This is a genomic window from Corynebacterium sp. KPL1814 (assembly GCF_000478175.1).
Lineage (GTDB): Bacteria > Actinomycetota > Actinomycetes > Mycobacteriales > Mycobacteriaceae > Corynebacterium.
The window spans coordinates 688,382-713,493 of sequence record NZ_KI515774.1 but is presented as its reverse complement, the minus strand read 5'-3'; the positions used below and the strand labels follow the sequence as shown (position 1 = coordinate 713,493).

The window sequence follows — 25,112 nt, the reverse complement described above, 5'->3', positions numbered from 1 at the left end:
TTAGCCGACCGATCCTTCCATTTGCAGTTCGATGAGGCGGTTGAGCTCGAGGGCGTACTCCATCGGCAGCTCCTTAGCAATCGGCTCAACGAAGCCACGCACGATCATTGCCATTGCTTCTTCTTCCGCAATGCCGCGGGACATGAGGTAGAACAGCTGTTCTTCAGAAACCTGCGAAACGGTAGCCTCGTGGCCCAGCGTGACGTACTCGTTGCGGATGTCGTTATACGGGTATGTGTCCGAACGCGAGATATTGTCCACGAGCAAGGCGTCACATTCCACGTTGGACGTGGAGTGGTGCGCATTTTGGTTGACCTGCACCAGTCCGCGGTAGGCAGCGCGACCGCCGGCGCGGGCAACGGACTTGGAGACGATATTGGAGGAGGTGTAGGGCGCCATGTGCGTCATCTTCGCACCGGTGTCCTGGAACTGTCCCTCGCCAGCGAAGGCGACGGAAAGCACCTCACCCTTAGCGTGCGGACCGGTCATCCACACGGCCGGGTACTTCATGGTGACCTTGGAGCCGATATTGCCATCGACCCATTCCATGGTGCCGCCCTCTTCCACCTTGGTGCGCTTGGTCACCAGGTTGTAGACGTTGCTGGACCAGTTCTGAATCGTCGTATAGCGGCAGCGGCCGCCCTTCTTCACGATGATCTCCACCACCGCGGAGTGCAGGGAGTCCGACTTGTAGATGGGCGCGGTGCAGCCTTCCACGTAGTGAACGTAGGCATCCTCATCCACGATGATAAGGGTGCGCTCGAACTGGCCCATGTTCTCGGTATTAATACGGAAGTAGGCCTGCAGCGGGATATCAACGTGCACGCCCTTCGGAACGTAAATGAAGGAGCCGCCGGACCACACTGCAGAGTTAAGCGCGGAGAACTTATTGTCACCGGCAGGAATAACGGTGCCGAAGTGTTCCTTAAAAAGCTCTGGGTAATCGCGCAGCGCGGTATCGGTATCGACGAAGATAACGCCCTGGCTTTCCAGGTCTTCGCGAATCTGGTGGTAGACAACCTCAGACTCGTACTGTGCGGCCACGCCGGCAACCAAACGCTGCTTTTCTGCCTCAGGGATGCCCAGCTTATCGTAGGTGGCCTTAATATCATCCGGGAGGTCGTCCCAGGTCTGCGCCTGCTCTTCGGTGGACTTGACGTAGTACTTGATCTGGTCAAAGTCGATGCCGGAGAGATCCGCGCCCCAAGTGGGAATGGGCTTCTTATCAAAGATATCCAGGGCCTTGAGACGCTGGTTCAGCATCCACTCGGGCTCGCCCTTCTTTGCGGAAATATCGCGGACAACGTCCTCGTTCAGGCCACGGGCGGCAGAAGCGCCGGCCGAGTCCGAGTCGTGCCAGCCGTACTCATACGCACCAATAGAATCGATGATCTCATCATCGGTCATCTTGTTATCAGGTGCCGATTGTGCCTGGGTCATGACTCGCTCCTTTCAGTATTAGTTTTGACAGGTGTCAAGGGGATATTCGTGGTACAAATTCCGTGGCCATCTGCGATAGAAGCCAAAGGTTGTACGTGTTTGCCTAAGAGGGCGGAAAAGACTTCCTGCTCTGCCTCGCACAGTTCAGGGTGCTCGGCCGCCACATGGGCAACCGGGCAGTGGTGTTGACAGATTTGCACGCCCTGGCCCGCACGGTCCACGGTTGCGGCGTACCCGTGCTTATCCAGGGTTTCAGCCAGTTTGCGCGCTACTTCCTCGACCGATTCTTCCGCGTCCACGAAGGGACGCACATCGGCGATGATGCGCTCAAAACGAGCCTTAGCGAAGTTCTTCACAGCCTCTGAACCGCCCGCAGAGCGCAGCGCGGTCAACGCTTCAGAAGCTAATTCATCATAGGCGTGGCCAAATTGCGCACGCCCACGATCCGTCAGGCGGAAGTGTTTTGCCGGTCGCCCACGACCCGCTCCGGAATGCATCCGCGAACGAGAAACTGGACGGCGCTCGACAACTTCCGTTAGTTCTTCTTCCACCAGAATGTCTAAATGCCGGCGGATCCCGGCGGTCGAAAGACCAAGGCGCTCACCCAGGTAAGAGGCGGTTACAGGGCCGTCCTTAAGCAATAGCAGCAGTACCTGGCGGCGGGTATCACCATCCGTGGACCGTGATTCTTTCACCGCCACATGCGCCGCTGCCGCGCGCTGTGAGTTAGCCATGCCCTAAAACCTCCCTTCCTTAGGTCAGTTGCCTGCAGTCACCGCGCTCCGTCGCGCCGGAAATGCCGTCGCTACGCAAGCGCCATAACTGCGCTTTCATCATTAGACAACACTAGTGTTCCTTAATTCATTCCGGAATGCCACCATTGCAGTCACCGGGCGTGGCGGCGGGGGTGAATTTCCCACCCCACGGTCCTCGCGTAAGGTCTTAAGCCATGAAAGGGAAACTACGGGGAGTGCTCGAGAGCGTTAAGGCAGAATTGCCGCGCTTGGGCACCGCAGGTTCTCGTTCCGCGCAGCTGCACGCCGAAGGCACCGGCGCGCAAGCCGGGGATACTCGCTACGATTTCATCACCCAAGCGCCAGAGGAACTGCAGCACACCACGGTCTCCCAAAAGCGCACCTTTTTCATCTTGCGGTGGGCCGGAACCGTCGGTTCCCTCCTCATTGCCTTTGGCGCTTTGGGAGCAGGCGCGCTGCCTGTAGTGGGCAACCCTTATGACAATGTGCCATTTGGCTCGCTCATGTCGCGTATGCTGCAGACCTCGTCCGCCCTCGTCATGGTGGGCGTGGGGCTTTTAGTAACGGCCTGGATTTTCCTCGCCCCCTTCGTGGGCACCCCGCTGCGCCAGGCGCGACCCGGCGAGCCCACCAGCGATCGCTCCCGCCGGCTGGTCTCCCCGCGCCAGCTGTGGATCACGTGGGCTGGGTGGATCATCCCCCTCATCTTTACCGCACCCTTATTTACCCAAGACATCTATTCTTATTTGGCCAATGGCTCCATCGTGGCCCAAGGGATGGATCCCTATTCCGCCGGCCCAGTTCAGCTCTTGGGCGCTGGCAACGAGCTCGCGCGCTCCGTTCCGTTTATCTGGGCGAATTCACCGTCACCATATGGGCCCGTTGCCTTGGGGCTGGCGGCCATCGTCAGCATCATCACCGGAAATTCCATTGTCTTAGGCGTCATCGCCCACCGCCTACTTTCCATCGTGGGCATCATCGTGGCCGGCTGGGCCATCACACAGCTTGCTCAGCGATGCCGCGTCTCCCCTGCCTCCGCACTATGGCTCGGCATCTTGAACCCGCTGACCATCCTTCACCTCGTCGGCGGTATCCATAATGAATCCATCATGCTTGGATTGTCGTTGCTGGGCATGGAGCTTGGATTAAGGGGCATCGATAAGCTGGGGCAGGATAAAAGAGGAGCCTACGTTGCGCTTATAGCCTCTGGCTTTTTCCTATCCTGCGCCGGAATGGTCAAGGTCACCGGCTTTATTGGGCTCGGCTTTATCGGCATGGCGTATGCCCGCCACCTGCACGTGCAGGCGCGCGTGCCGCGCTGGCGGGCCTTATTTATAGCCATTGCCGTGCAGGGCGCGGTGCTCGTAGTCACCATTGCGCTCATCAGTATCATCACGGGCATTAACCTCGGGTGGATTACCGGGCAAGGCGGAGCCGCCACGATTCGCTCCTGGCTTTCCCTATCCACGGCCACGGGAGTGGGCGCCGGTTTCCTCGGCATGTTTTTAGGCCTTGGGGACCACACCGATGCCATATTGACCATCACGCGCAGTTTCGGCGTCTTGGTCGCCGTCGCCTTCATGTCCCGCATGCTCTTTGCCACGCTGCGCGGATATATCCACCCCGTGGGCGGGCTGGGAATCTCTACCCTCGTGCTCGTTATCTTCTTCCCAGTGGTCCACCCGTGGTACATCCTCTGGGCCGTTTTGCCGTTGGCGGCGTGGGCGAACCGGCACATCTTCCGGTTTAGCGTCGTTGCCTATACCGGCGCGATGAGCTTTTTCGTCCTACCGCGCGGCTTGGGTTTGCCTGCCGGGACGGTGCTTTCCATTTATATCGCCGCTGCCTGCACATTCGCCGTAGTAGCCGGCGTGTGGTGGGTTGCAATGCGCCGAAACGGAATCCGTGTCTTAAACTAGGCACCCGTGAATGCAATTCCAGCTGATAACCCCGCCCTGTCCTTGGACGGTGTGGTAAAGAAATTTGGCCCCACGGCAGCCGTCAATGGGCTCAGCCTGAGCGTTGCACACGGCGAAATATTTTGCCTGCTCGGGCCCAATGGTGCTGGCAAGTCCACCACCATCGAAATGTCTGAAGGCTTTATCCACCCCACCGCCGGATCCATTAAGGTCTTGGGCCTTGACCCCAGCACCGCACCAGATAAGGTGCGCGAAAAAGTGGGAATCATGCTACAAGGCGGCGGGTCCTATTCAGGCATCCGCGTGCTAGAGATGCTGGAATTGACCGCTCGCTATAACGCCAATCCACTGCCACCGGAATGGTTGCTCGAGACCCTCGGCTTGCAAGGCGTGGCACGCACGTCCTACCGGCGGCTGTCCGGCGGGCAACAACAGCGGCTATCGCTGGCACTCGCGGTCATCGGCAGGCCCGAGCTGGTTTTCCTCGATGAACCCACCGCAGGCATGGACGCCCAATCCCGCCTCGCCGTGTGGGACCTCATCCGCGCCCTCAAGCGCGACGGGGCCACCGTTATTCTGACCACCCACCTGATGGATGAGGCTGAATCACTGGCGGATCAGATCGCCATCATGGATCACGGCGCGCTCGTGGCGCAGGGAACGCCGGCGGAACTTACCGCCCAGGGCGAGGGCGCCGGTTTTAGTTTTAGTGCCAACTCCGCAGTCGATCTGGACGCCTTGCAGCGAATTGGGATCCCCACGACCGCCTCGCGGCCACTGCACTACCGCGTGAGCCAGCCCAGTTCACCGGAACTGATTTCCGCCCTCGCCGCCGAGCTCGCCCGGCAAGGAGTGCTTTTGCGAAGCCTGGAATCCCACCACCGGAACCTCGAGGAAGTATTCCTTGATCTCACAGGCAGGCACTTGCGCAGTTGATGAAGCCTCGTGCCTTGTCTTCATCCTAGAATCACCAATACACGCACCCACTACAAGCGAATTTTCAAGGAATAGGCCCCCGATTATGAGCACAACGTTTTCCCCCGGCACCTTCCGCCCAGCACCCAAGCGGGCGAGTGCGGGCGCCATCATCCTTGCCCAAGGCGTCATGGAAGCCAAGCTCATGCTGCGCCACGGCGAACAACAACTGCTCAGCATCGTTATCCCACTCGCCATCCTGATTGGGACCGCCCACCTGGAATCAACCACAGGCCATGGTCTACACGAGGTCTTTCCCATGGTGCTTGCGGTAGCGGCGACGTCGGCTGGTTTCACCGGGCAAGCAATTTCCCTGGCCTTTGACCGCCGCTATGGGGCCTTAAAGCGCACCGGCGCTTCCGGCGTACCGGCGTGGGCGATTATCGGCGGCAAGATCATAGGCGTGCTGACGATGGTGGTATTCCAGATTCTGGTGCTCGGTGCCACGGCCTTTGCCCTGGGTCTGCGCATCAGTGTGCCCGGTATTTTGCTCATGATCGTCTCGCTCATATTTGGCGTCGCCGCCTTTACCGCCATGGGTTTGGTGCTTGGCGGCACCCTTAGCTCTGAGGCCGTACTCGCGCTGGCCAACCTCATTTGGTTCATCCTGCTGGCGATCGTCGGCTGGACTCTTTACTCCCAGGGTTTGGGGGATAATGGCCTGCTCAACATCGTGCCCACCGTGGCGCTAGCGGGCGCGCTTGCCGATGCCTCCAATTCCACCTTTCCTGGCATCGAACTCATTTCCTTGACCGCGTGGCTGGCAGTGGCGTCGTATGCGGCCGTTCGTTGGTTCCGTTTCGACGGCTAAATGTGAGTTATACCCAGTTCCCCGCGAAATAGAGCCAAAGGTTTCGGCTCGCTACACACCCCCTAGTAAGATGCAGCTTGTGAATTACTGGACCAGAACTAAACGCTTTTTTAAAGAAGCCGTCCCTACCGTGGAGCAACAGCGACTTATCGCGCTGATCCTGATCTTCTGCCAAGGCGGCATCACCGTATCTGGTTCCATCGTCCGCGTCACCGGTTCCGGCCTGGGTTGCCCCACCTGGCCCCAATGCCAGCCTGGTTCCTTGGTACCGGTAGAGGGCGCAGCACCGGCAATCCACCAGATCATTGAGTTTGGTAATCGCCTGCTCACCTTCGTCGATTCCGCCGCAGCAGGCGCGGCAGTCATCGCCATGTATATGGCGTGCCGCCGGCCTGAGCTCAGGGTCTATGCATGGCTCAACGTGGCCGGCATCGTCCTGCAGGCCGTCATCGGCGGCATCTCCGTGCACTTGGATCTGCGCTGGTGGTCCGTGGCTCTTCACTTCCTGCCTTCCATGGTGCTGGTGTGGCTTGCCTGCATGCTGTATGCCCGCATCAAAGAACCCGATGATGGCACCGCCCAGCCGCGGTTCCCGCAAGCGATTCGCATCCTCGCCGTCATCGCGACCATCGCCCTCTCGATCGTCCTGATCACCGGGACGATGGTGACCGGTTCCGGCGTCCACTCCGGCGACTCCGGCGTGGGAATGGACGGCCGCTTGAATGTGGATACCGAGTCCATGGCCATCGCCCACGCCATGTGCATGTACGTCTACCTCATCTTTACCGCCATTACCGTCTTCCTGCTGTACAAGCACCGCACCCCGCAGGAGACCAAGAAGGCAGGGTGGGTCCTTATCGTCTGCATCCTCATCCAGTGGGCCGTGGGCGTCTTGCAGTTCTACCTGGGCGTGCCGCGGTGGACGGTCCCCTTCCACATAGGTATGTCCGCCGTGGTCACCGGCTTTACCGCTCTGCTCTGGGCACACGGGCGCCACCGCGTCGGTGGCACGCCAGACCTCATCTCGGGCTCTCCCGCCGGCGACGATAAATACGCCGTTCGCCAGCAATCATTAAATGAGGAACGCGCCGCCGTCTAGGATTTAGACAGCACAATTTTTCTGCAGCTACTGCGCTTTGTGGGATAGCATGGCCTTATGCATGCTATCCAGATCACAGAAACGGGCGGGCCGGAAGTCCTGCGCTACGCCGAGGTTCCTGCGCCCACGCCTAGTGAGGACGAAGTCTTAGTTGATGTCACCGTGGCGGGCGTGAACTATATCGATACCTACTACCGCGAGGGTATCTATAACGCCCAGACGCCTTTTATCCCTGGCTTTGAGGGAACGGGGCGCGTTGTCCACGATCCCAAGGGGGAAATTGCGGAAGGCTCCCTAGTGGCATGGCACCACGCCTTTGGTTCCTATGCCGAGCAGGTCTGCGTCCCCCGGAACGGCCTTGTCGCTGTACCGGATGATTTCCCCACCGAGATCGCTGCCTCCATGCTGCTACAGGGCATGACCGCCCACTTCCTTTCCCACGGCGTGTATGAGCTTGGCGAAGGCGCTACCTGCCTCATTACCGCTGGTGCGGGCGGTGTGGGCCAGCTGTTGACCCAAATGGCATCCTCTTTGGGGGCAACGGTCTATACGGTTGTCTCCACCGATGAAAAGGAAGAGATCTCGTATAAGTGCGGCGCCGACCATGTCTTTCGCTACAGCGATGGTTTGGGCGAGCAGGTTCGTCGGTTTAATGGCGGCCGCGGCGTCGATGTGGTCTATGACGGCGTGGGGCAAGCCACCTTCTTCGAATCGCTCGAGGCCGTTCGCCCGCGCGGCACCGTCGCGCTCTTTGGTGCCGCTTCTGGCCCGGTTGAGCCCATCGATCCGCAGCTGCTCAATAAGCATGGCTCCATCTTCTTGACCCGGCCTTCGCTCGGCGCGTGGACGGCGCAAGAGGGCGAATTCCAGATGCGTGCGCAAGCTGTCGTCCAGGCCGTGATGGACGGGGACCTCAAGTTCAACGTATCGGCCTCCTATCCCTTGGAAGAAGCAGAGCAGGCCCACCGCGACCTACAATCGCGTAGCACCACCGGTTCTATTGTTCTGCGGGTAAAGCAGGACTAAGGAAGAATAAAGCGCGAGCCACACGGGCTCGCGCTGCAGCGTGCTACTGGGTTCTAAAACAGGGTGGCGGACCAACCAAGCATCCGGCCGATTGGCTCCCAACCTATGACGGCATCGATGGACAGGCCAATAAAGAGTACCGACAGGTAGTTATTTGAATAGATAAACAGGCGCATGGGTTTTACCTTTGCGCCTTTCTTTACGCCTTGGTGCAGGCGGATGGCTAGCCATAAGAAGACCGCGCCAGAAGTTACGGCGGCAATGAGGTAAATCCACGATGCCGCGGGGACGATCAGCAGCGTGACGATGACCGTGCCAACGGAATACCACACGATTTGGCGGGTTACTTCTTGTTCCGTCGCCACGACCGGCAGCATCGGCACCCCGGCCTTGCGGTAATCTTCCTTGTATTTCATGGCCAAGGCCCAGGTATGTGGCGGGGTCCAGAAAAAGATAATGAGGAATAGGACTATTGCCTGCCACCAGCGGTCGGGCTCTCCCGCCGGCGCGTTATCGCGGATGACTGCCCAACCCACCATGGCCGGCATGCACCCCGCTAAACCGCCCCACACGATGTTTTGGGCATTGCGCATCTTCAAAAACTTGGTGTAGACGAATACATAGAAAAAGTTCGTGAGGATGACGAAGAACGCCGCCAACCAAGAATTTGCCAGGATGCCCAGCCACAGCACCGACACCACGAGCATGATCCAAGCAAAGATCGCCGCGTTCCGCTTCGAAATCGTGGCGCGCACAAGTGGGCGCGCGCGGGTGCGTTGCATCTTTTGGTCAATTTCATAATCGACCACGTTATTAAAGGTATGGGCGGCCGCAGCGCCCATCCATCCGCCGAAAATGGTGGAAATGATGAGCCAGATATTCTCAGAAACCGCCTCAACGCCCCGTTGCGCTTGGAGCATCGCCGGAATTGCGGCCACGAGGAGGAGTTCAATAATCCTCGGCTTCGTTAGCGCAAAATAGGCCTTGATGGTCTCCAAGGAATTCCTCCACTATCTGAACAGACGTTGATCTACAGCACACACGCTACACAGTGCGGCATGCCCACGGTGTAGTGGTCGCACACCCCGGCACAAAAGTTCCGGAGAATTAATTCACACTATGGCTTACATTTAAAATGCGCTGCACATGGATCGTATCAATGCAGCGGAAATGCAGAGAGTAACTAATGCTATGCCGTACACCGCTTAGCCATGCCAGCTTACCGGTTACCCGCAGCTTTCAATAATTCCGCACCGCCGTCAAAAAAGTAACTAGACTGTGTGGAGTTCAGCAATTAACGCCTAGAGTTAAGCGAGGCCTTATACCGTGTCGAAAGATAATTTGTCCCCAGACCTGCAAGCTATGGTCGAGCGCCGTTATCCGGACGACTGGACAGAGACCGATACTCGCGCGGTCGACACCGTGCGCGTGCTTGCTGCCGATGCCGTCCAAAATTGCGGCTCTGGGCACCCAGGCACGGCGATGTCGCTTGCTCCCCTCGCCTACACGCTCTACCAGCGCGTCATCAACCACGACCCCAATGACGTCAATTGGGCGGGCCGCGACCGCTTCGTGCTGTCTGTTGGCCACTCCTCCCTCACCCTCTACATTCAGCTCTTCTTGGGCGGTTTCGGCTTGGAGATGAAAGATCTCCAGGAGCTGCGCACCTGGGGCTCGCTTACCCCTGGACACCCTGAGGTGCACCACACTGATGGCGTGGAGATCACCACCGGCCCGCTCGGCCAGGGCCTTGCATCGTCGGTAGGTATGGCCATGGCCGCCCGCAAGGAACGCGGCCTCTTCGATCCTGAGGCACCAGCCGATCAATCCCCATTTGACCATTACGTCTATACCATTGCCTCCGATGGTGATCTGCAGGAAGGCGTTACCGCAGAGGCATCGTCCCTGGCTGGCACCCAGAAGCTGGGCAACCTGATCGTTTTCTGGGATGATAACCGGATTTCCATCGAGGATGACACCAATATCGCCTTCAACGAGGACGTCGCCGCGCGCTATGAGGCCTACGGCTGGCACGTCCAGACCGTTGAATCCGGCGAGGACGTCGTCGCCATTGAAGAGGCAGTGCGCAATGCCCAGCAGGAAACGGAGCGACCTTCCTTCATCCGCGTTAAGACGGTGATTGGTTACCCGGCCCCCACCAAGATGAACACCGGTGGCGTCCACGGCGCCGCGCTTGGCGATGACGAAGTTGCCGCCACCAAGGACGTGCTCGGCTTCGATCCGGAAAAGACTTTCCACATCGATGATGAGGTCTTGGCCCACACCCGCAAGCTGCGTGAGCGCGGTGCCGAAAAGCACGCGCAGTGGCAGGAGAAGTTCGACGCTTGGGCAGCGGAAAACGCCGAGAATAAGGCGCTCTTTGACCGCGTGACCGCACGCGAATTGCCGGAGAACTTCGACGCCGAGCTGCCTGTATGGGAGCCAGGTGATGCGATTGCCACCCGTAAAGCCTCTGAGGCGACCATCCAAGCCTTGGCTGCTGCCTTGCCGGAAATGTGGGGCGGCTCGGCCGACTTGGCGGGTTCCAATAACACCGTGATTAAGGGCGCCGATTCCTTCGGTCCTGAAAACATCACCACCAATAAGTGGTCTGCGCAGCCATATGGCCGCAACCTGCACTTTGGCATCCGCGAGCACGCGATGTCCGCCATCATGAACGGCATTGCCCTCCATGGAAATACCCGCGTGTATGGCGGTACCTTCCTGATCTTCTCCGAGTATCAGTACCCAGCCGTGCGCCTCGGCTCGCTGATGTCTACCGATACCTACTACGTGTGGACACACGATTCTATTGGCTTGGGCGAGGACGGCCCTACCCACCAGCCGGTAGAAACCCTGTCGGCGTTGCGCGCCATTCCGAACCTGTCCGTTATCCGCCCTGCCGATGCCAATGAAACCGCACAGGCCTGGGCCGCAGCGATGGAATACAAGGCTGCACCGAAGGGCCTTACGCTCAGCCGCCAGAACCTCCCCATCTTGGAAGGCACCAAGGAAAAGGCACGCGATGGCGTTCGCCGCGGCGCCTACACCTTGGTCGAAGGTTCTAAGGATGAGCCAGACGTCATCTTGTTGGCCACCGGCTCGGAGGTACAGCTCGCCGTGGAGGCCGCCCAGCAGCTCGAAAGCGAAGGCACGGCCGCTCGCGTGGTTTCGGCACCGTGCCTGGAGTGGTTCAACGAGCAGGACGCAGAGTACCGCGAATCGGTCCTGCCCAGCAGCGTGAAGGCCCGCGTTTCCGTCGAAGCTGGCCTCGCCATGTCGTGGCACAAGTACACCGGTACTTTCGGCCGCAACGTCTCACTAGAGCACTACGGCGCCTCCGCTCCCGGCGACGAGCTCTTCGAAAAGTTTGGCTTCACCTCTGCTGCTGTTGCCGATGCCGCACGCGAGAGCATCGCCGAAGCCCAAAGCTAAGCCCACCTCACCGACGCTTAAAGGAATGACTATGAATAACATTTCTGAACTTGCCCAATTAGGTACCTCGACGTGGCTCGATGATCTTTCGCGTCAGCGTATGGAGTCTGGAAACTTAAAAGAGATTATTTCCTCCAAGTCCATCGTGGGTGTAACGACCAACCCGGCCATCTTCGCCACTGCCATGACTAGTGGCACGGCCTATGACGCGGACTTGGCTGCATTGAAGGAGAAGAACGCCTCGGTCGATGAGGCCGTCTACTCCTTGGCCATTACGGACGTGCAAAACGCCTGTGACCTTTTCGCCGATATTTACGCCGATACCGACGGCCAGGATGGCCGGGTATCCATCGAGGTGGATCCGCGCATCTCCGACGATGCAGCGGCAACCCTCAAGCAGGCCCGCGAACTGTGGGCCCAAGTTGACCGCCCCAATGCGATGATCAAGATTCCGGCGACCAAAGGCTCCCTCCCCGCTATCGAGGATGCCCTCGCAGATGGAATCAGCGTTAACATCACCTTGATTTTCTCGGTGTCTCGCTACCGCGAGGTCATCTCCGCATTCCAGGCTGGGCTCAAGCGCGCGGCCGAGGGTGGCAAGGACATCACCAAGATCCATTCGGTCGCATCGTTCTTCGTCTCCCGCCTAGATACGGAAGTTGATAAGCGCTTAGAGGCTATCGGTTCCGAAGAGGCCTTGTCCCTCCGCGGCAAGGCCGGTGTCGCTAACGCGCAGCGTGCCTACGCCCTCTTCCAGGAAGAATTGCTCGGTGACAACAACGGCCTCCCAGAAGGCGCGCCCATTCAGCGCCCGCTGTGGGCTTCTACCGGCGTGAAGAACCCTGACTACCCAGCAACGCTGTACGTGACCGAGCTGGCTGGCCCGCACACGGTAAATACCATGCCGGAAAAGACCATTGATGCGGTCCTGCAGGAGGGTGGTTTCCACGGCGATACCCTCTCCACTGCCGGCGAAGAAGCCGAGAAGGTCTTCTCCCAGCTCGAATCGGTGGGCATTGACCTAGAAGATGTCTTTGCAGTCCTGGAGCGCGAGGGCGTGGATAAGTTCGTCGCCGCGTGGAATGACCTCCTTGATTCCCTCAATCAGCGACTCGCGTAAACTACGACCGTGGTCCTAGCCCCGCCGGAAAGCCGGCGGGGCATTATGACGCCATTAGTTGAAAGACTGCTTAGCTTTTCCCTCCAGGAAGGATAATCCGTGACGGACTCAGCCGCTTGGGCCAATCCCTTGCGTAATGCCGCCGATAAACGATTGCCACGCATCGCGGGCCCCGCAGGCATGGTCATCTTTGGCGTGACCGGCGATTTAGCTTTCAAAAAACTCCTGCCAGCCATCTATGACCTCGCCAGCCGCGGCCTCTTGCCCGCCGGCTTCACGCTCGTCGGCTATGGCCGCAGGGACTGGGATAACGCGGACTTCTGCGATTATTTCCGTAACGCGGTAGAAGCCGGTGCCCGCACTGACTTTAACCACGATGTGTGGGAGCACTTATCCCAGGGAATCGAGTTCGTGCAAGGCTCCTTCGACGATGAGGGCTTCGACAGGCTTTCTGCGCGGTTGGCCGAGCTGGATAAGGCCCGCGGAACGGGAAGCAACTGGGCGTACTACCTTTCAGTGCCGCCAGAATTCTTCTCCGATATTTGCCACCAATTGGAACGCGTGGGCATGGCCAATTCCATGGAGGATTCCTGGCGCCGCGTGATCATCGAAAAGCCCTTTGGCCATGACCAGGAATCCGCGCGCGAACTCAATGAAATCGTCAACGCAGTATTCCCCGAATCGGCCGTCTTCCGCATCGATCACTACCTGGGCAAAGAAACCGTACAAAACATCATGGCCCTGCGGTTTGCCAACCAGATTTTTGAGCCAATGTGGAACGCTCACTATATCGACCACGTGCAAATTACCATGGCTGAGGATATCGGCCTCGGCGGCCGCGCTGGCTATTACGACGGAATCGGCGCTGCACGCGACGTTATTCAAAACCACCTTCTGCAGCTGCTCGCCCTCGTCGCAATGGAGGAACCCTCCTCCTTTGAGCCGGAGGCACTGCGCGCCGAAAAGGTCAAGGTGCTGCGCGCTACGCAACCGGTGCATCCGCTGAATAAAACCACCGCTCGTGGCCAGTACACCGCCGGCTGGCAGGGCTCGGAGTACGTGAAGGGCTTGCGCGAAGAAGAAGGCTTTGATCCCGCCTCCACTACTGAGACCTATGCGGCATGTACGTTGGAGGTCAATTCGCGGCGCTGGGGAGGCGTTCCGTTCTACCTGCGCACGGGCAAGCGGCTGGGGCGCCGCGTCACCGAGATCGCCCTAGTCTTCAAGGCCGCACCGAACCAGCCTTTTGTCGATGGCGAAACCGATGCCCTTGGCCAAAACGCGGTGGTTATCCGTGTTCAGCCAGATGAGGGCGTGACCATGCGCTTTGGCTCAAAGGTGCCGGGCTCCACCATGGAGGTACGCGATGTGAACATGGACTTTGCCTATGCCGAGGCATTCACCGAGGAATCCCCCGAGGCCTATGAGCGCCTCATCTTGGATGCCCTCCTCGATGAATCATCCCTGTTCCCCACCAATGAAGAAGTCGAACTATCGTGGTCGATTTTGGATCCGATCATCGATTACTGGTCCAAGCATGGTGAGCCCGAAGATTATAAGGCGGGTACATGGGGGCCCACCACAGCCGATAAGATGCTGCGCCGCCGGGGTCATTCCTGGCGTCGCCCGTAGAAGGGACGTAGTCAATGATTATTCCATTGCCTAATACCACCACCGGTGAAATAGCCAAGAAGCTTGTCGATGCCCAAGAGCACTACACCCGCACCACGGGCCGGGTGCTCACCCTGATCGTGGAGGCACAAGAAGGCGACGATCTGGAGCAAATCCTTGCCTCTGTGCGCGATGCCTCTCATGAACACCCCTCCCGCGTGCTCGTCGTGGTCCCCGGCGACCCGAATTCTGATACCCAGCTCGATGCCCAGCTCCGCGTCGGCGGCGAGGCCGGTGCCTCTGAGACCGTCGTCATGCAATTGCATGGTGCGCTCGCGGATCAAGCCGAGTCCGTGCTCACCCCGCTCTTGCTGCCGGATACCCCGCTGGTCGCATGGTGGCCCAACGTGTGCCCCCAGGTGCCGTCAAAGAGCCCCGTGGGCAAATTGGCCCAACGCCGCATCACCAATGTGGCTCATAAAGGCACCGTGGGCGAGCAGGATCTGCGCGCGCTTTCTGATGGCTATTCCCCCGGCGATTCCGATATGTCCTGGGCCTCCATCACGCTATGGCGCGGGGTTGTCGCATCGGCGCTCGATCACCATCCCCATGAGAAGGTGATATCGGCAGAGGTCGCCGGCCCCGCCGGGCATCCTGCGCCAAACTTCGCAGCGGGTTGGTTGCTCGACCGCCTCAGCGTCCCGGTACAGCGCACGGCCGAGGAAGCTAATAGTGGCTATTTCCCGGTTACCCACCTGCGCTTTAACCGGGAATCGACCCACGTGGATGTGGATGTCGTCGATGAGCGCACTGTGCGAGTGCGCGTACCGGGTACACCTGACTCGCTAGTCAGTTTGAGCCCGCGCATGCAAACCGAAATCCTCTCTGAGGAATTGCGACACCTCGATGCCGATAAAACTTACGCCCAGGCGCTACGTGCTCTGGGAGAAGTAGACTACAGTAAGCTTTAACAGCGCACTTGTTTATACCGATTCTTTGCAAAGGATTCTGATACCGAATGGTAACGCTTCACCGCGTCAGCGATGTAGATGACCTTATTTCCCAAGCCGCACTCAAATTCATCGAGACCATCGCCGGTATCCAAACCGGCAATGGTGGCCTCCATGGTGACGGCGTAGCAAGAATCGTACTAACAGGTGGGGGCGCAGGAATTGGACTGCTGCACGAGCTCGCGCGCCTTGACTTCGCCGCCCAGCAGCAAGGTGAGAACTATCCCGCCTTGCGCATCGATTGGTCCCGCGTGCATATCTTCTTTGGCGATGAGCGCAATGTTCCGGTCAGTGACCCAGATTCCAATGAAGGTCAAGCGCGTTCCGCGTTGCTCGATCACGTCGATATCCCCGATCAGAATATCCACGGATTCGACCTTGGTGCGGTCTCCATGGAGGCTGCCGCCAATGCCTACGAGCCAGAGTTGAAAGACTTCGCACCTTTGGGCTTCGATCTACACCTTTTGGGAATGGGCGCAGAAGGCCACATTAACTCCATGTTCCCCCACTCTCCTGCCATCCGTGAGCAGGAAGAACTCGCTGTACCTGTACACGATTCGCCCAAGCCGCCGAGCGAGCGCATTACCCTCACGTTGCCGGCGGTCAATAGGTCCGAGCGCGTCTGGCTCTTAGTCGCTGGGGAAGAAAAGGCCGCTGCCGCAAAGAACATCGTTGACGGCGTCGACGCTGAAGAGTGCCCAGCCGCCGGTGCGCAGGGGACGAAGGAAACGATCCTGTTCTTGGCAGACGATGCCGCTCAGGAGCTTTAAAAGCCCCGCCGCCCTTCCTGCTTAACGTACAAAGCGCCGGTACCTCGACTCCTTTCCTTTCTCTGCGAAAGGTTCCGGGTCCGAAGTACCGGCGCTGTTGTCTGGGCAGGTCCTCGCTAAAGCTTAGCGGGGTACCGCCCCTTGCGTCTTAGGACGCGTACGCCTGAATGAGGTTTAGGCCAACGATGCAGGCCAACCAGATAATCACCATGACGACGGTATAGCGGTCCAAGTTCTTTTCCACCACGGTCGAACCGGACAGGTTCGATTGCACACCGCCGCCGAAAAGGCTAGACAGGCCGCCGCCTTTGCCCTTGTGTAAAAGCACAAAGATGGTCATCAAGATAGCTGAAATTAGCAAAATGATTTCCAGTGCTAAGACCATGAGGTTCTTCCTTTTCTCAACGTACGCCCAGTGGCACCTTCTGCGTACTATCGAAGGACACGCTAGCCACCAGCGTGAAGTACTTACCTGCTTTGCCTACGCAAAGCAATCACAAGGGCCTACTGTACACCATGCCGCGGGAAGGGCTCACCCCAACCCGCGGCATACCAGTCACCTTGTGATGGTTGTTAACGCCTGTTAACTAACGGCATTAGCGGCATTGGCAGCCAGCTTGGCAAAGTCCTCTCCTACCAAGGAAGCACCACCGATAAGGCCGCCGTCTACGTCCGGCTTGCTGACGATATCAGCAACGGAGTCAACCTTTACGGAACCGCCGTACAGGATGCGGATGCCGTCGGCAACTTCGTCGCCCGCGAGTTCCTTGACCAGGCCGCGGATAGCGGCGCAGACTTCCTGCGCGTCATCAGCGGAGGCAACCTTGCCGGTACCGATGGCCCACACGGGCTCGTAGGCGATAACGGTTTTGGTTAGTTGCTCGGCGCTGAGTCCCTGCAGGGAATCGCGGGTCTGGTTCACCACGTAGTCAACGTGGGTACCGGCCTCGCGCACGTCGAGCGGCTCACCCACGCAGACGATGGGGCTGATGCCATTTTCCAAGGCCGCTGCGGCCTTCTCAGCGACCAGCTGGTCGGTTTCGCCGTGGTATTCGCGGCGCTCGGAGTGGCCGACGACTGCCCAGCTGCATCCCAGTTTGTTCAGCATCTGGCCAGATACCTCACCGGTGTAGGCGCCAGACTCGTGCTTGGAGATGTCCTGCGCACCGTAGGTGATCTTCAGCTTATCGCCCTCAACGAGCGTCTGAATCGTGCGGATATCGGTAAATGGAACTATGTAGGCTACATCTACCTTGTCGTAGTAATCCTCCGGCAGGGAGAACGCGAACTTTTGAACGGAGCCGATGGCCTCAATGTGATCGAGGTTCATCTTCCAGTTACCAGCAATAAGTGGTGTACGTGCCATAATTAGTCCTTTCTTTGTACGCCTTTAGTTAACTGTTTTAGGCGGTTTATGCTTCGAGCACGGAAACGCCCGGCAGCTCCTTGCCCTCGAGGTATTCGAGGGATGCGCCGCCTCCGGTGGAAATGTGGCTGAAGCCTTCCTCATCGAGGCCCAGGGTGCGTACGGAGGCTGCGGAGTCGCCGCCGCCGACGACGGAGAAGGAACCGTTAGAGGAGGTGGCATCGATAATCGCCTGCGCTACCCCAGCCGTGCCCTTTGAGAAGGCTTCCATTTCGAATACACCCATGGGGCCGTTCCAGAATACGGTCTTGGAGTCTGCCAGTACGGTGGCAAATTTCTCGACGGACTTCGGTCCGATGTCCAAGGACATCCAGCCTTCAGGAATGCCATCGAGCTCAACGACCTTGGTCTCAGCATCTGCGGCGAACTCGCTGGCGGCGGTGAGGTCAACGGGCAGGACGATCTTGTCACCGAAGCGCTCCAGCAGGCTCTTGCAGTTTTCAATCTGGTCCTCTTGCAGCAAGGACTCCCGAACGTTGTAGCCCTTGGCTGCCAGCAGGGTGTAGCACATTCCGCCGCCGATGATGATCTTATCGGCCTTTCCAGCAAGGGCTTCGATAACGCCAAGCTTGTCGGAAACCTTCGCGCCACCCAGCACAACGACATATGGGTGCGCCGGATCCTTTGCCACGGTGGATAATACGTCCAATTCCTTTTCCACCAGCTTACCGGCGTAGGCGGGCAGGCGCTTGGCGACGTCATATACCGAGGTCTGCGCGCGGTGCACAACGCCAAAGCCGTCGGAGACGAAAGCGCCGTTATCGGCAGCCAGGGCAACGAGCTCGTCGGCGAATTCGCCGCGCTCTGCCTCATCCTTAGAGGTTTCACGCGGATCAAAGCGGACATTTTCTACCAGCATGACATCGCCGCTGTTTAGCCCGTTCGCGCGCTCGTGGGCGTCTTCGCCGGTGACGTCGTTGGCCAAGGCAACGTACTGATCCAAAGCCTCAGACAACGCTTCTGCAACCGGGGCCAGGGAGTACTTGGAATTTACCTCACCCTTGGGTCGGCCGAGGTGGGCGGAAAGGATGACCTTCGCGCCGCCATCGACCAACGCCTTAATGGTGGGAAGAGAAGCGGTAATGCGGCCGGGGTCGGTGATATTTCCGTCATCATCCAGCGGCACGTTGAAGTCAGAGCGGACCAGAATGTGGCGGTCCTCTACGCCTTCTTCTAGCAGGTTATCTAGCGTCTTAAAAGCCATGTGTTACTCCTTTTAGAGTGGATTCTGCAGTTGAGGTTGCTACATAAAATGATACCGGCCACAACGTCGTGCCGTCAGGGCGTTCGTTGTGGCCGGTATCGCATTAAGGGCTGCTCTGTATCAGAACTTTAGAGCTTTTCTGCAACCAGGTTGGTCATGCGGACGAGCTGGGAGGTGTAGCCCCACTCGTTGTCGTACCAACCCAGAACCTTGACTAGGTTGCCGTTGGAGACCTTGGTCATGCCGGCGTCGAAGATGCAGCCGTGCGGGGAGGTTACGATGTCGGTGGAAACCAGAGGATCCTCGGTGTATGCGAGGGTGTCCTTCAGCTCACCCTCAGCTGCCTCCTTGAGTGCGGCGTTGATTTCCTCAACGGTGACGTCGCGGGAAGCGGTGAAGGTCAGGTCGGTTGCGGAACCGGTGATGACCGGAACGCGCATAGCGTAGCCGTCCAGCTTGCCTTCCAGCTCAGGCAGAACCAAGGACACGGCCTTAGCTGCACCGGTGGAGGTAGGTACCAGGTTGACGGCTGCGGCGCGGGCGCGGCGCAGGTCCTTGTGGGGAGCGTCCTGCAGGCGCTGGTCACCGGTATAAGCGTGAACGGTGGTCATCAGGCCCTTTTCCACACCGAACTTGTCATTCAAGACCTTGGCCATTGGAGCCAAGCAGTTGGTGGTGCAGGAAGCTGCGGAAATAACGTTGTGCTCAGCTGGGTCGTAGGTGTCGGAGTTAACACCGTAGACGAAGGTTGCGTCAACTTCCTTACCAGGGGCGGAAATGATGACCTTCTTGGCGCCGGCCTCAATGTGAGCCTTTGCGTCGTTACCGTTGGTGAACAGGCCGGTGGACTCGATAACGAGGTCTACGTCCAGTTCGCCCCACTTCAGGTTCTTCGGGTCCTTCTCGTTGAAGACCCGGATGCGGTTGCCATTGACGGTGATGGAGTCATCGTCGTAGGTAATCTCGCCGTCGAAGCGACCCAGTACGGAGTCGTACTTCAACAGGTTAGAGAGAGTCTGGTTATCGGTCAGGTCGTTGACGGCAACGACCTCAAGGTCATTGTCGGTCCGGTTAACAGCGTGGAAGAAGTTACGACCAATGCGGCCAAAGCCGTTAATGCCTACGCGGGTAGTCACTGTAAATCTCCTCAAAGAGTCGAGTAATTATTTCTATGGGCCTACCGCGGGTCCTTCGAGTACTTTACTGCTCTGGGTGAGTAAGGTGCCCGAGGCTTTGCCCAACAACCGCAATACTACAGAGCCTTTAAACAGCGTGCAGAGGCCTTCACGGCTGGCAGTGCAGTATCTGAAACTTTCCCGATATAGGCGTACAATCTTCCCGAGTTCTTTTGTTTCTTCCGAATGAACCGGCTGTTCAAGCCCGTTTAGGTTGGTTCTTGTGGACTTTACACCGTTAATGTGCGATATATCACTACGCGAAGCATTTTCCCACTTCCTCGCACACCGATCGCCAAAGATGCGGTTCTATAAACTAATTTAACCCAAATCACACCACAGTTTTTATGACGCGATATGCTTACGCTAACTCACTGTGTTCCAGGTAGCACTCGGGCATTCGCTGGGCGCTAATCTCTCTCCTGAAACGCGTGGGCAACAAATTTACATCCCCCCGCAGACCGAATGCGCCTGCGATAGTACCCCCGTTAGAATCGAGGATACTCAATGTTTGAGATAAACACCTCTGTTGTGGGAGACAGTCTTGGGCTCACCGCGCTCGTGGCGATTCTCCCCCTCGTCGCTTTCTTCATTATGTTGATGGGCTTTAAAGCCCGCGCACATACATCAGGAGCCGTCGCCCTTGCGACCTCCATCATCCTAGCCATAGTTGCCTTTGCGATGCCCGTCGATATGGCATTGTCCTCTGCAGTCCGCGGTGGGCTCTTCGGCCTACTGCCCATTGTCTGGGTCATTATTACGGCAATTTGGTTTTACGAGATCACGGTCGCCTCAGGCCGCTTCGAAGATCTACGTAAGACATTCGATCTCTTAGGCGATGGCGATATCCGCATCCAATCGATGCTCATCGCGTTCTGCTTCGGTGGCCTCCTTGAAGCCCTTGCGGGCTTCGGTGCCCCCGTGGCCATTACCGCCACGATGATTATGGCGCTCGGCGTCAAGCCTCTGCGCGCAGCCACGGTAGTTCTTATTGCGAATACCGCTCCAGTCGCATTCGGCGCAGTTGGTATTCCAGTCACCACCGCCGGTGAGGTCGGCGGACGTACCGCCGAGCAAACCCAAGATATTGCCGGCCTTATTGCCCTGCAGGTCTTGGTCATTGCCGCCATCGTCCCGTTCCTTATCGCATTCATCCTGGACGGCATGCGCGGCGTGAAGGAAACTGCGCCCGCCGCCGCGGTCATCGGTATTTCCTTTGCCGGAGCACAGTGGCTTACCGCAACCTTCTTTGCTTACCAGCTCACCAACGTTATTGCCTGCATTGTGTCCTTGGGGGCCGCCTTCATCTTCCTCCGCGTGTGGAAACCACGGGGCGTTACCCAGCTGCGCGAGCGCATGGAGCTGCCCGCCGCAGAAACCGCGACCGACTTGAACGGCCGCCGCATCTGGATGGCGCTGCTGCCCTACGCCGTCGTTACCGCAGTATTTGCCGTTGCTACCGCAGCACCAGCGATCTTCGGATTCTGGAAGCTGAAGTTCGCGTGGCCGCTGCTTGATGGCACCGTCATCGGCACTAATGGTGAGGCCATGGACACCAGCTTTAGCTTCAATGTCTTTGGCAACCCGGGTACCTTGCTCTTGCTCTCCGGCATTATTGTGGCCATCGTTTACCACTTCTGGAACGAAAACGGCCGCTACAAGCTCAGCTTCGCCCAACCCGTGCAGGCCTTTGGTGAAGTTGCCAACCGCATGAAGTTCTCCGGCCTGACCATTGTCTTGGTCCTCGCTCTGGCCTACACGATGAACTACTCGGGTCAGACCATCGCCATCGGTGAATTCGTTTCCTCCGCTGGTTCCATCTTCGCGCTCTTCGCTCCGGTGCTGGGCTGGATTGGTACCGCGGTTACTGGCTCCGATACCTCTGCAAATGCGCTCTTTGGCAACCTGCAGGTCGCCGCCGCTGACCGCATTGGTGTGAACCCTGACCTCATGCTGGCCGCCAATACCGCCGGTGGTGTTGTGGGTAAGATGATTTCGCCACAGTCCCTGGCCATTGCGGCAACCGCCGTATCCATGGAAGGCAAGGAATCTGTCATCCTGAAAAACGTCGTGGGCTACTCCATCGCGTTCTTGGCCGTTGTCTGTGTCATCGTCTTCTTGATGACCAACGTCTTGGGCTTCTTGGTCCCATAAAGCACAAGCCACCGCTAACTAAAAGCACCTCAGCCGCGGCACAACACAAGGCGGGAGGGAAAGCACCTCAATGCTTTCCTTACCGCCTTTCGTGGTTCAAAGTTCCAGAGCCAATCGTGCCCCGCGACTAAGAGTCACCAAAAAGATCGTCTGAGATGGACTCATTAGTATCGGGGATGTCCAGTTCTTCGGCCCGCTTATCCGCCATGGATAACAAGCGCCGAATGCGCCCGGCCACGGCATCCTTAGTCATGGGCGGATCCGCGAGCCTGCCAAGCTCCTCCAACGAGGCCTCGCGATGCTGCACGCGCAAGCGGCCGGCATCGGCTAGGTGCTCAGGAACGTCATCACCGAGGATTTCCATCGCCCGATCCACGCGCGCCGCGGCGGTCACGGCGGCCCGTGCCGAGCGGCGCAGGTTGGCATCATCAAAATTATCCAACCGGCGCGAAGTATCGTGCGCCTCACGCTTTACCCGCTTCTTTTCCCAAGACAAGCGGGTCACTTGCGCGCCCATGCGGGTAAGCAGTGCACCGATGGCATCGCCGTCGCGGACAACCACCCGATCTTCGCCGCGGGTCTCTTTAGTCTTCGCGGAAATCCCCAGGCGCCGTGCGCAGCCCACGAGTGCCAACGCGGCCTCTTGGCAGGGGCAGGTTACCTCCAATGCCGAAGAGCGCCCTGGTTCCGTCAGGCTGCCGTGCGCAAGGAAGGCACCGCGCCACGCCGCCTCGCTATCAGCCACGGTGCCGGAAATGACCTGCGGCGGAAGACCCACCACGGCATGACCGGAGCGAGTAATCAGGCCTAGGCGCCGGGTAAGCTCCCTCGCTCCTTTAGTGATGCGCACGATGACGCGCGATTTCTTCACCGTCCCCGCAGGGCCGACAACGTGGCTTTCCGCTTCTATCCCGTAAAGCTCGTCTAAAGCCACGATGATGCGCTGCGCAATTGCCTTGTTATCGAGCTCAAGCTCATAGGCCATGCTCTCGCCAGAGACATCTACTTCTCCCGCAAATCGCAGGATAGATGCAAGCTCCGCAGCGCGCGCGGACTGACGTGTCACGCCAACCGCCGCTAGTTCTTCTTTGACCTGTTCGGTCAACGGTGTGGTCACCTAGTTCGCCCCATTTCTCTGTCACAGTCACGAATGACGCATGTGCAATGCACGGTCCCACGCACACCAACTACTGCGTGGGAAACGGAATTCTCTTATTTTACCGAGTCCCGCGCCCTGAGGACTGGCTGGCCTGACCTTAGCTAGGCCCGCCGGTACTCGTTATAAAGATCCACGATGACAGAAGAAAGTTTGTCTGGATCGTGTTTCATCAATCGCTGTCCATTGTCATCCTGGATACTGACATCCGCAAATACCGCGCGTGCGCCCAAGGCTTGCGCGGCGCGCTGCACATATACCCGTTCGCTCTCATTTGGCAGCGCTGCCGCATCCACGACGATGCGGTCGATGCGCAAATCCGGGGCGTGACGGGCCAGCACATGCACGTGGCGCTCCGCGGAAAAGCCTTGGGTTTCTCCCGGCTCGGCCGACAGGTTGAGCATGACCACGCGCAAAGCATTGGACTCAGAAATGGCCTGGACGATTTCTGGCACCAACGTGTGCGGCAAGACCGAACTAAACCAGGATCCTGGACCGATGGTGATAAGGTCAGCCTGCCTAATGGCCTCCAGCGCGGCGGGATTGGCTTGTGGGGCTTCAGGCAGGATTCGCACGCGCCGCACATGCCCCGGCGTCGATGCCACCGCGACCTGACCGCGGACCTGGCGCATGACCCGGGGGTCATCGTCAAGCCCTGAGACATCGGCCTCAATTTCTAAGGGGTGCGGAACCACGGGGATGACCCGCCCGTGCGAGTGGGTAAGCTCCGCTACCGCGTCCAAGGCGGCCTGATAATCGCCCAAGACCCCGGTCAAACCCGCGATCATGAGGTTGCCCACGGCGTGGCCAGCCATGGCGCCATTGCCGCCGAAGCGATGCTGAAGGGTTTTGCCCCACAGCTCGCCTACGCGATTGTCATCGGCTAGCGCGGCCAGCGCCATGCGCAGGTCACCGGGCGGAATGATATCCAGTTCCCGGCGCAGGCGCCCCGAGGAACCGCCATCATCGGCAACCGTCACGATGGCAGAAATATCCGCCGCATTACTGCGCCGTGCGGATAAAAGCGTTTGATAAAGGCCATGGCCGCCGCCAAGGCAGACCATATGAGAAGGGTGTTTCATACAGTTATTAATGCTCCTCAGCCCTAATTACGGGCGATATCCCGGTGCAAAATGCTGACGTCAAGGGTGTCATTGGCGCGCAGGCGCTTGGCGATGTCCTCCGCGACCGCCACCGAGCGGTGATGCCCGCCCGTACAGCCGACGCCCACGGTGATGAAGTTCTTTCCCTCGTGCCGGTATCCCTCCAGCATGGTGGAAAACATGGCGACAAAATTATCCACGAATTTCTGCGCGGCAGGCTGCGACAGGACATAATCGGCCACGGGCGCATCTGTACCGCGGCAGCCGCGCAGCTCCGGAATCCAATAGGGATTGGGCAAAAAGCGCACGTCAACAACGATATCTGCATCGCGCGGGGAACCATTCTTAAAACCGAACGATTCCACCGTGACGTGCTGATTGGTATTTTGAAATTCGCCAAACGCAGCTTCGATAGCCCGGCGCAAATCATGAATCGACAGGTTCGTGGAATCAATGATGATATCGGAGCGATCCCTAATTTCCGCCACCGCTTGGCGTTCGCGTTGGATACCCACCTTCAAGGTATCGTCGCCTTGCAGCGGGTGGGTGCGACGCACGGAGTCGAAGCGACGGATGAGCACATCATCGCGAGCATCAAGGAAGAGCACGGTGGGTTTCATGCCCAATGCCGTTAGCTCATCGATGGTCTCCATGAGGGAGCCCGGAAACATGCGAGAGCGCACGTCCGTTACCGCCGCTACCTTTTCAACGGGCGTTTCTTCCTGGTTACACAATTTCCACAGGTCCACGATGGCGCGCGGCGGGATATTATGCGCCACATAGTAGCCCTTATCCTCAAAAACCTTGGCGGCGGAGCTCAACCCGCCGCCGGACATGCCGGTAATCAAGATGGGCGGAGTGTCGAAGTGCGTCATGCACACCAGTCTAGCGTTTTCGCGCTCGGCACTTCTGCCAGAAAGCTG

The 25,112-nt window shown here is 58.7% G+C and carries 21 protein-coding genes; 11 read left to right on the top strand and 10 right to left on the bottom strand.

Annotated features, from left to right (window positions below; translation table 11 throughout):
* Both sufB and HMPREF1257_RS03335 read right to left on the bottom strand, forming a co-directional pair.
* The gene (sufB, locus tag HMPREF1257_RS03340) at nt 1-1,440 is read right to left on the bottom strand and encodes a Fe-S cluster assembly protein SufB (protein ID WP_023022420.1); all 1,440 of its coding nucleotides are present in this window, start codon (nt 1,438-1,440) and stop codon (nt 1-3) included.
* On the bottom strand, nt 1,437-2,174 hold the full coding sequence (locus tag HMPREF1257_RS03335; protein ID WP_023022422.1) for a metalloregulator ArsR/SmtB family transcription factor: 738 nt from the start codon (nt 2,172-2,174) through the stop codon (nt 1,437-1,439). The genes sufB and HMPREF1257_RS03335 overlap by 4 nt, the downstream gene beginning before the upstream one ends.
* Before the next feature lie 215 nt (nt 2,175-2,389).
* On the opposite strand from HMPREF1257_RS03335, the gene mptB reads away from it, so the two are divergent.
* The 5 genes from mptB (at nt 2,390) to HMPREF1257_RS03310 (ending at nt 8,025) form a co-directional block, all read left to right on the top strand.
* Complete coding sequence (gene mptB / locus HMPREF1257_RS03330) at nt 2,390-4,114, top strand: polyprenol phosphomannose-dependent alpha 1,6 mannosyltransferase MptB (protein ID WP_023022424.1); 1,725 nt, start codon at nt 2,390-2,392, stop codon at nt 4,112-4,114.
* A 6-nt stretch (nt 4,115-4,120) separates the two neighbouring features.
* Nucleotides 4,121-5,050 (top strand): ABC transporter ATP-binding protein, encoded by a 930-nt coding sequence (locus tag HMPREF1257_RS03325; protein ID WP_023022426.1) that lies wholly within the window; start codon nt 4,121-4,123, stop codon nt 5,048-5,050.
* Nucleotides 5,051-5,135: 85 nt separating this feature from the next.
* The gene (locus tag HMPREF1257_RS03320) at nt 5,136-5,900 is read left to right on the top strand and encodes an ABC transporter permease (RefSeq protein WP_023022428.1); all 765 of its coding nucleotides are present in this window, start codon (nt 5,136-5,138) and stop codon (nt 5,898-5,900) included.
* Nucleotides 5,901-5,970: 70 nt separating this feature from the next.
* A complete protein-coding gene (locus HMPREF1257_RS03315; RefSeq protein ID WP_023022430.1) occupies nt 5,971-6,999 on the top strand; it encodes a heme A synthase in 1,029 nt (342 codons plus the stop codon).
* A gap of 57 nt (nt 7,000-7,056) precedes the next feature.
* Entirely contained in the window at nt 7,057-8,025 is a 969-nt protein-coding gene (locus HMPREF1257_RS03310; protein ID WP_023022432.1) for a quinone oxidoreductase, read from the top strand.
* Nucleotides 8,026-8,078: 53 nt separating this feature from the next.
* On the opposite strand, the gene HMPREF1257_RS03305 is transcribed toward HMPREF1257_RS03310, so the two are convergent.
* Complete coding sequence (locus HMPREF1257_RS03305) at nt 8,079-9,023, bottom strand: heme o synthase (protein WP_005279123.1); 945 nt, start codon at nt 9,021-9,023, stop codon at nt 8,079-8,081.
* A 364-nt stretch (nt 9,024-9,387) separates the two neighbouring features.
* Between HMPREF1257_RS03305 and tkt the strand changes: the two genes are divergently transcribed.
* From tkt to pgl, 5 genes are all read left to right on the top strand, one after another.
* Complete coding sequence (gene tkt / locus HMPREF1257_RS03300) at nt 9,388-11,460, top strand: transketolase (protein WP_198010492.1); 2,073 nt, start codon at nt 9,388-9,390, stop codon at nt 11,458-11,460.
* Between the two features lie 31 nt (nt 11,461-11,491).
* Nucleotides 11,492-12,580, top strand: coding sequence for a transaldolase (gene tal / locus HMPREF1257_RS03295; protein ID WP_023022435.1), 1,089 nt, complete (start codon nt 11,492-11,494; stop codon nt 12,578-12,580).
* 99 nt (nt 12,581-12,679) lie between these two features.
* Nucleotides 12,680-14,212, top strand: a complete 1,533-nt coding sequence (gene zwf / locus HMPREF1257_RS03290) for a glucose-6-phosphate dehydrogenase (protein ID WP_023022437.1) — start codon at nt 12,680-12,682, stop codon at nt 14,210-14,212.
* A gap of 14 nt (nt 14,213-14,226) precedes the next feature.
* Complete coding sequence (locus tag HMPREF1257_RS03285) at nt 14,227-15,162, top strand: glucose-6-phosphate dehydrogenase assembly protein OpcA (RefSeq protein ID WP_023022439.1); 936 nt, start codon at nt 14,227-14,229, stop codon at nt 15,160-15,162.
* 47 nt (nt 15,163-15,209) lie between these two features.
* A complete protein-coding gene (gene pgl / locus HMPREF1257_RS03280) occupies nt 15,210-15,971 on the top strand; it encodes a 6-phosphogluconolactonase (protein ID WP_023022441.1) in 762 nt (253 codons plus the stop codon).
* A 148-nt stretch (nt 15,972-16,119) separates the two neighbouring features.
* Here the strand turns inward: pgl and secG are convergent, their stop codons facing one another.
* The 4 genes from secG to gap form a co-directional block, all read right to left on the bottom strand.
* Nucleotides 16,120-16,356, bottom strand: coding sequence for a preprotein translocase subunit SecG (gene secG, locus HMPREF1257_RS03275; RefSeq protein WP_023022444.1), 237 nt, complete (start codon nt 16,354-16,356; stop codon nt 16,120-16,122).
* A 198-nt stretch (nt 16,357-16,554) separates the two neighbouring features.
* On the bottom strand, nt 16,555-17,337 hold the full coding sequence (gene tpiA / locus HMPREF1257_RS03270) for a triose-phosphate isomerase (protein WP_023022446.1): 783 nt from the start codon (nt 17,335-17,337) through the stop codon (nt 16,555-16,557).
* A 46-nt stretch (nt 17,338-17,383) separates the two neighbouring features.
* The gene (gene pgk / locus HMPREF1257_RS03265; RefSeq protein ID WP_023022448.1) at nt 17,384-18,601 is read right to left on the bottom strand and encodes a phosphoglycerate kinase; all 1,218 of its coding nucleotides are present in this window, start codon (nt 18,599-18,601) and stop codon (nt 17,384-17,386) included.
* Between the two features lie 128 nt (nt 18,602-18,729).
* On the bottom strand, nt 18,730-19,737 hold the full coding sequence (gene gap, locus HMPREF1257_RS03260; RefSeq protein WP_023022450.1) for a type I glyceraldehyde-3-phosphate dehydrogenase: 1,008 nt from the start codon (nt 19,735-19,737) through the stop codon (nt 18,730-18,732).
* A gap of 546 nt (nt 19,738-20,283) precedes the next feature.
* On the opposite strand from gap, the gene HMPREF1257_RS03255 reads away from it, so the two are divergent.
* Nucleotides 20,284-21,930, top strand: coding sequence for an L-lactate permease (locus HMPREF1257_RS03255; RefSeq protein WP_023022452.1), 1,647 nt, complete (start codon nt 20,284-20,286; stop codon nt 21,928-21,930).
* Nucleotides 21,931-22,057: 127 nt separating this feature from the next.
* Here HMPREF1257_RS03255 and whiA read toward each other — a convergent pair whose 3' ends face one another.
* The 3 genes from whiA to rapZ form a co-directional block, all read right to left on the bottom strand.
* Complete coding sequence (whiA, locus tag HMPREF1257_RS03250; protein WP_023022454.1) at nt 22,058-23,047, bottom strand: DNA-binding protein WhiA; 990 nt, start codon at nt 23,045-23,047, stop codon at nt 22,058-22,060.
* 143 nt (nt 23,048-23,190) lie between these two features.
* The gene (gene yvcK, locus HMPREF1257_RS03245; protein WP_023022456.1) at nt 23,191-24,168 is read right to left on the bottom strand and encodes a uridine diphosphate-N-acetylglucosamine-binding protein YvcK; all 978 of its coding nucleotides are present in this window, start codon (nt 24,166-24,168) and stop codon (nt 23,191-23,193) included.
* A 23-nt stretch (nt 24,169-24,191) separates the two neighbouring features.
* Entirely contained in the window at nt 24,192-25,073 is an 882-nt protein-coding gene (gene rapZ / locus HMPREF1257_RS03240; RefSeq protein WP_198010490.1) for an RNase adapter RapZ, read from the bottom strand.
* Between the last annotated feature and the right edge of the window lie 39 nt (nt 25,074-25,112).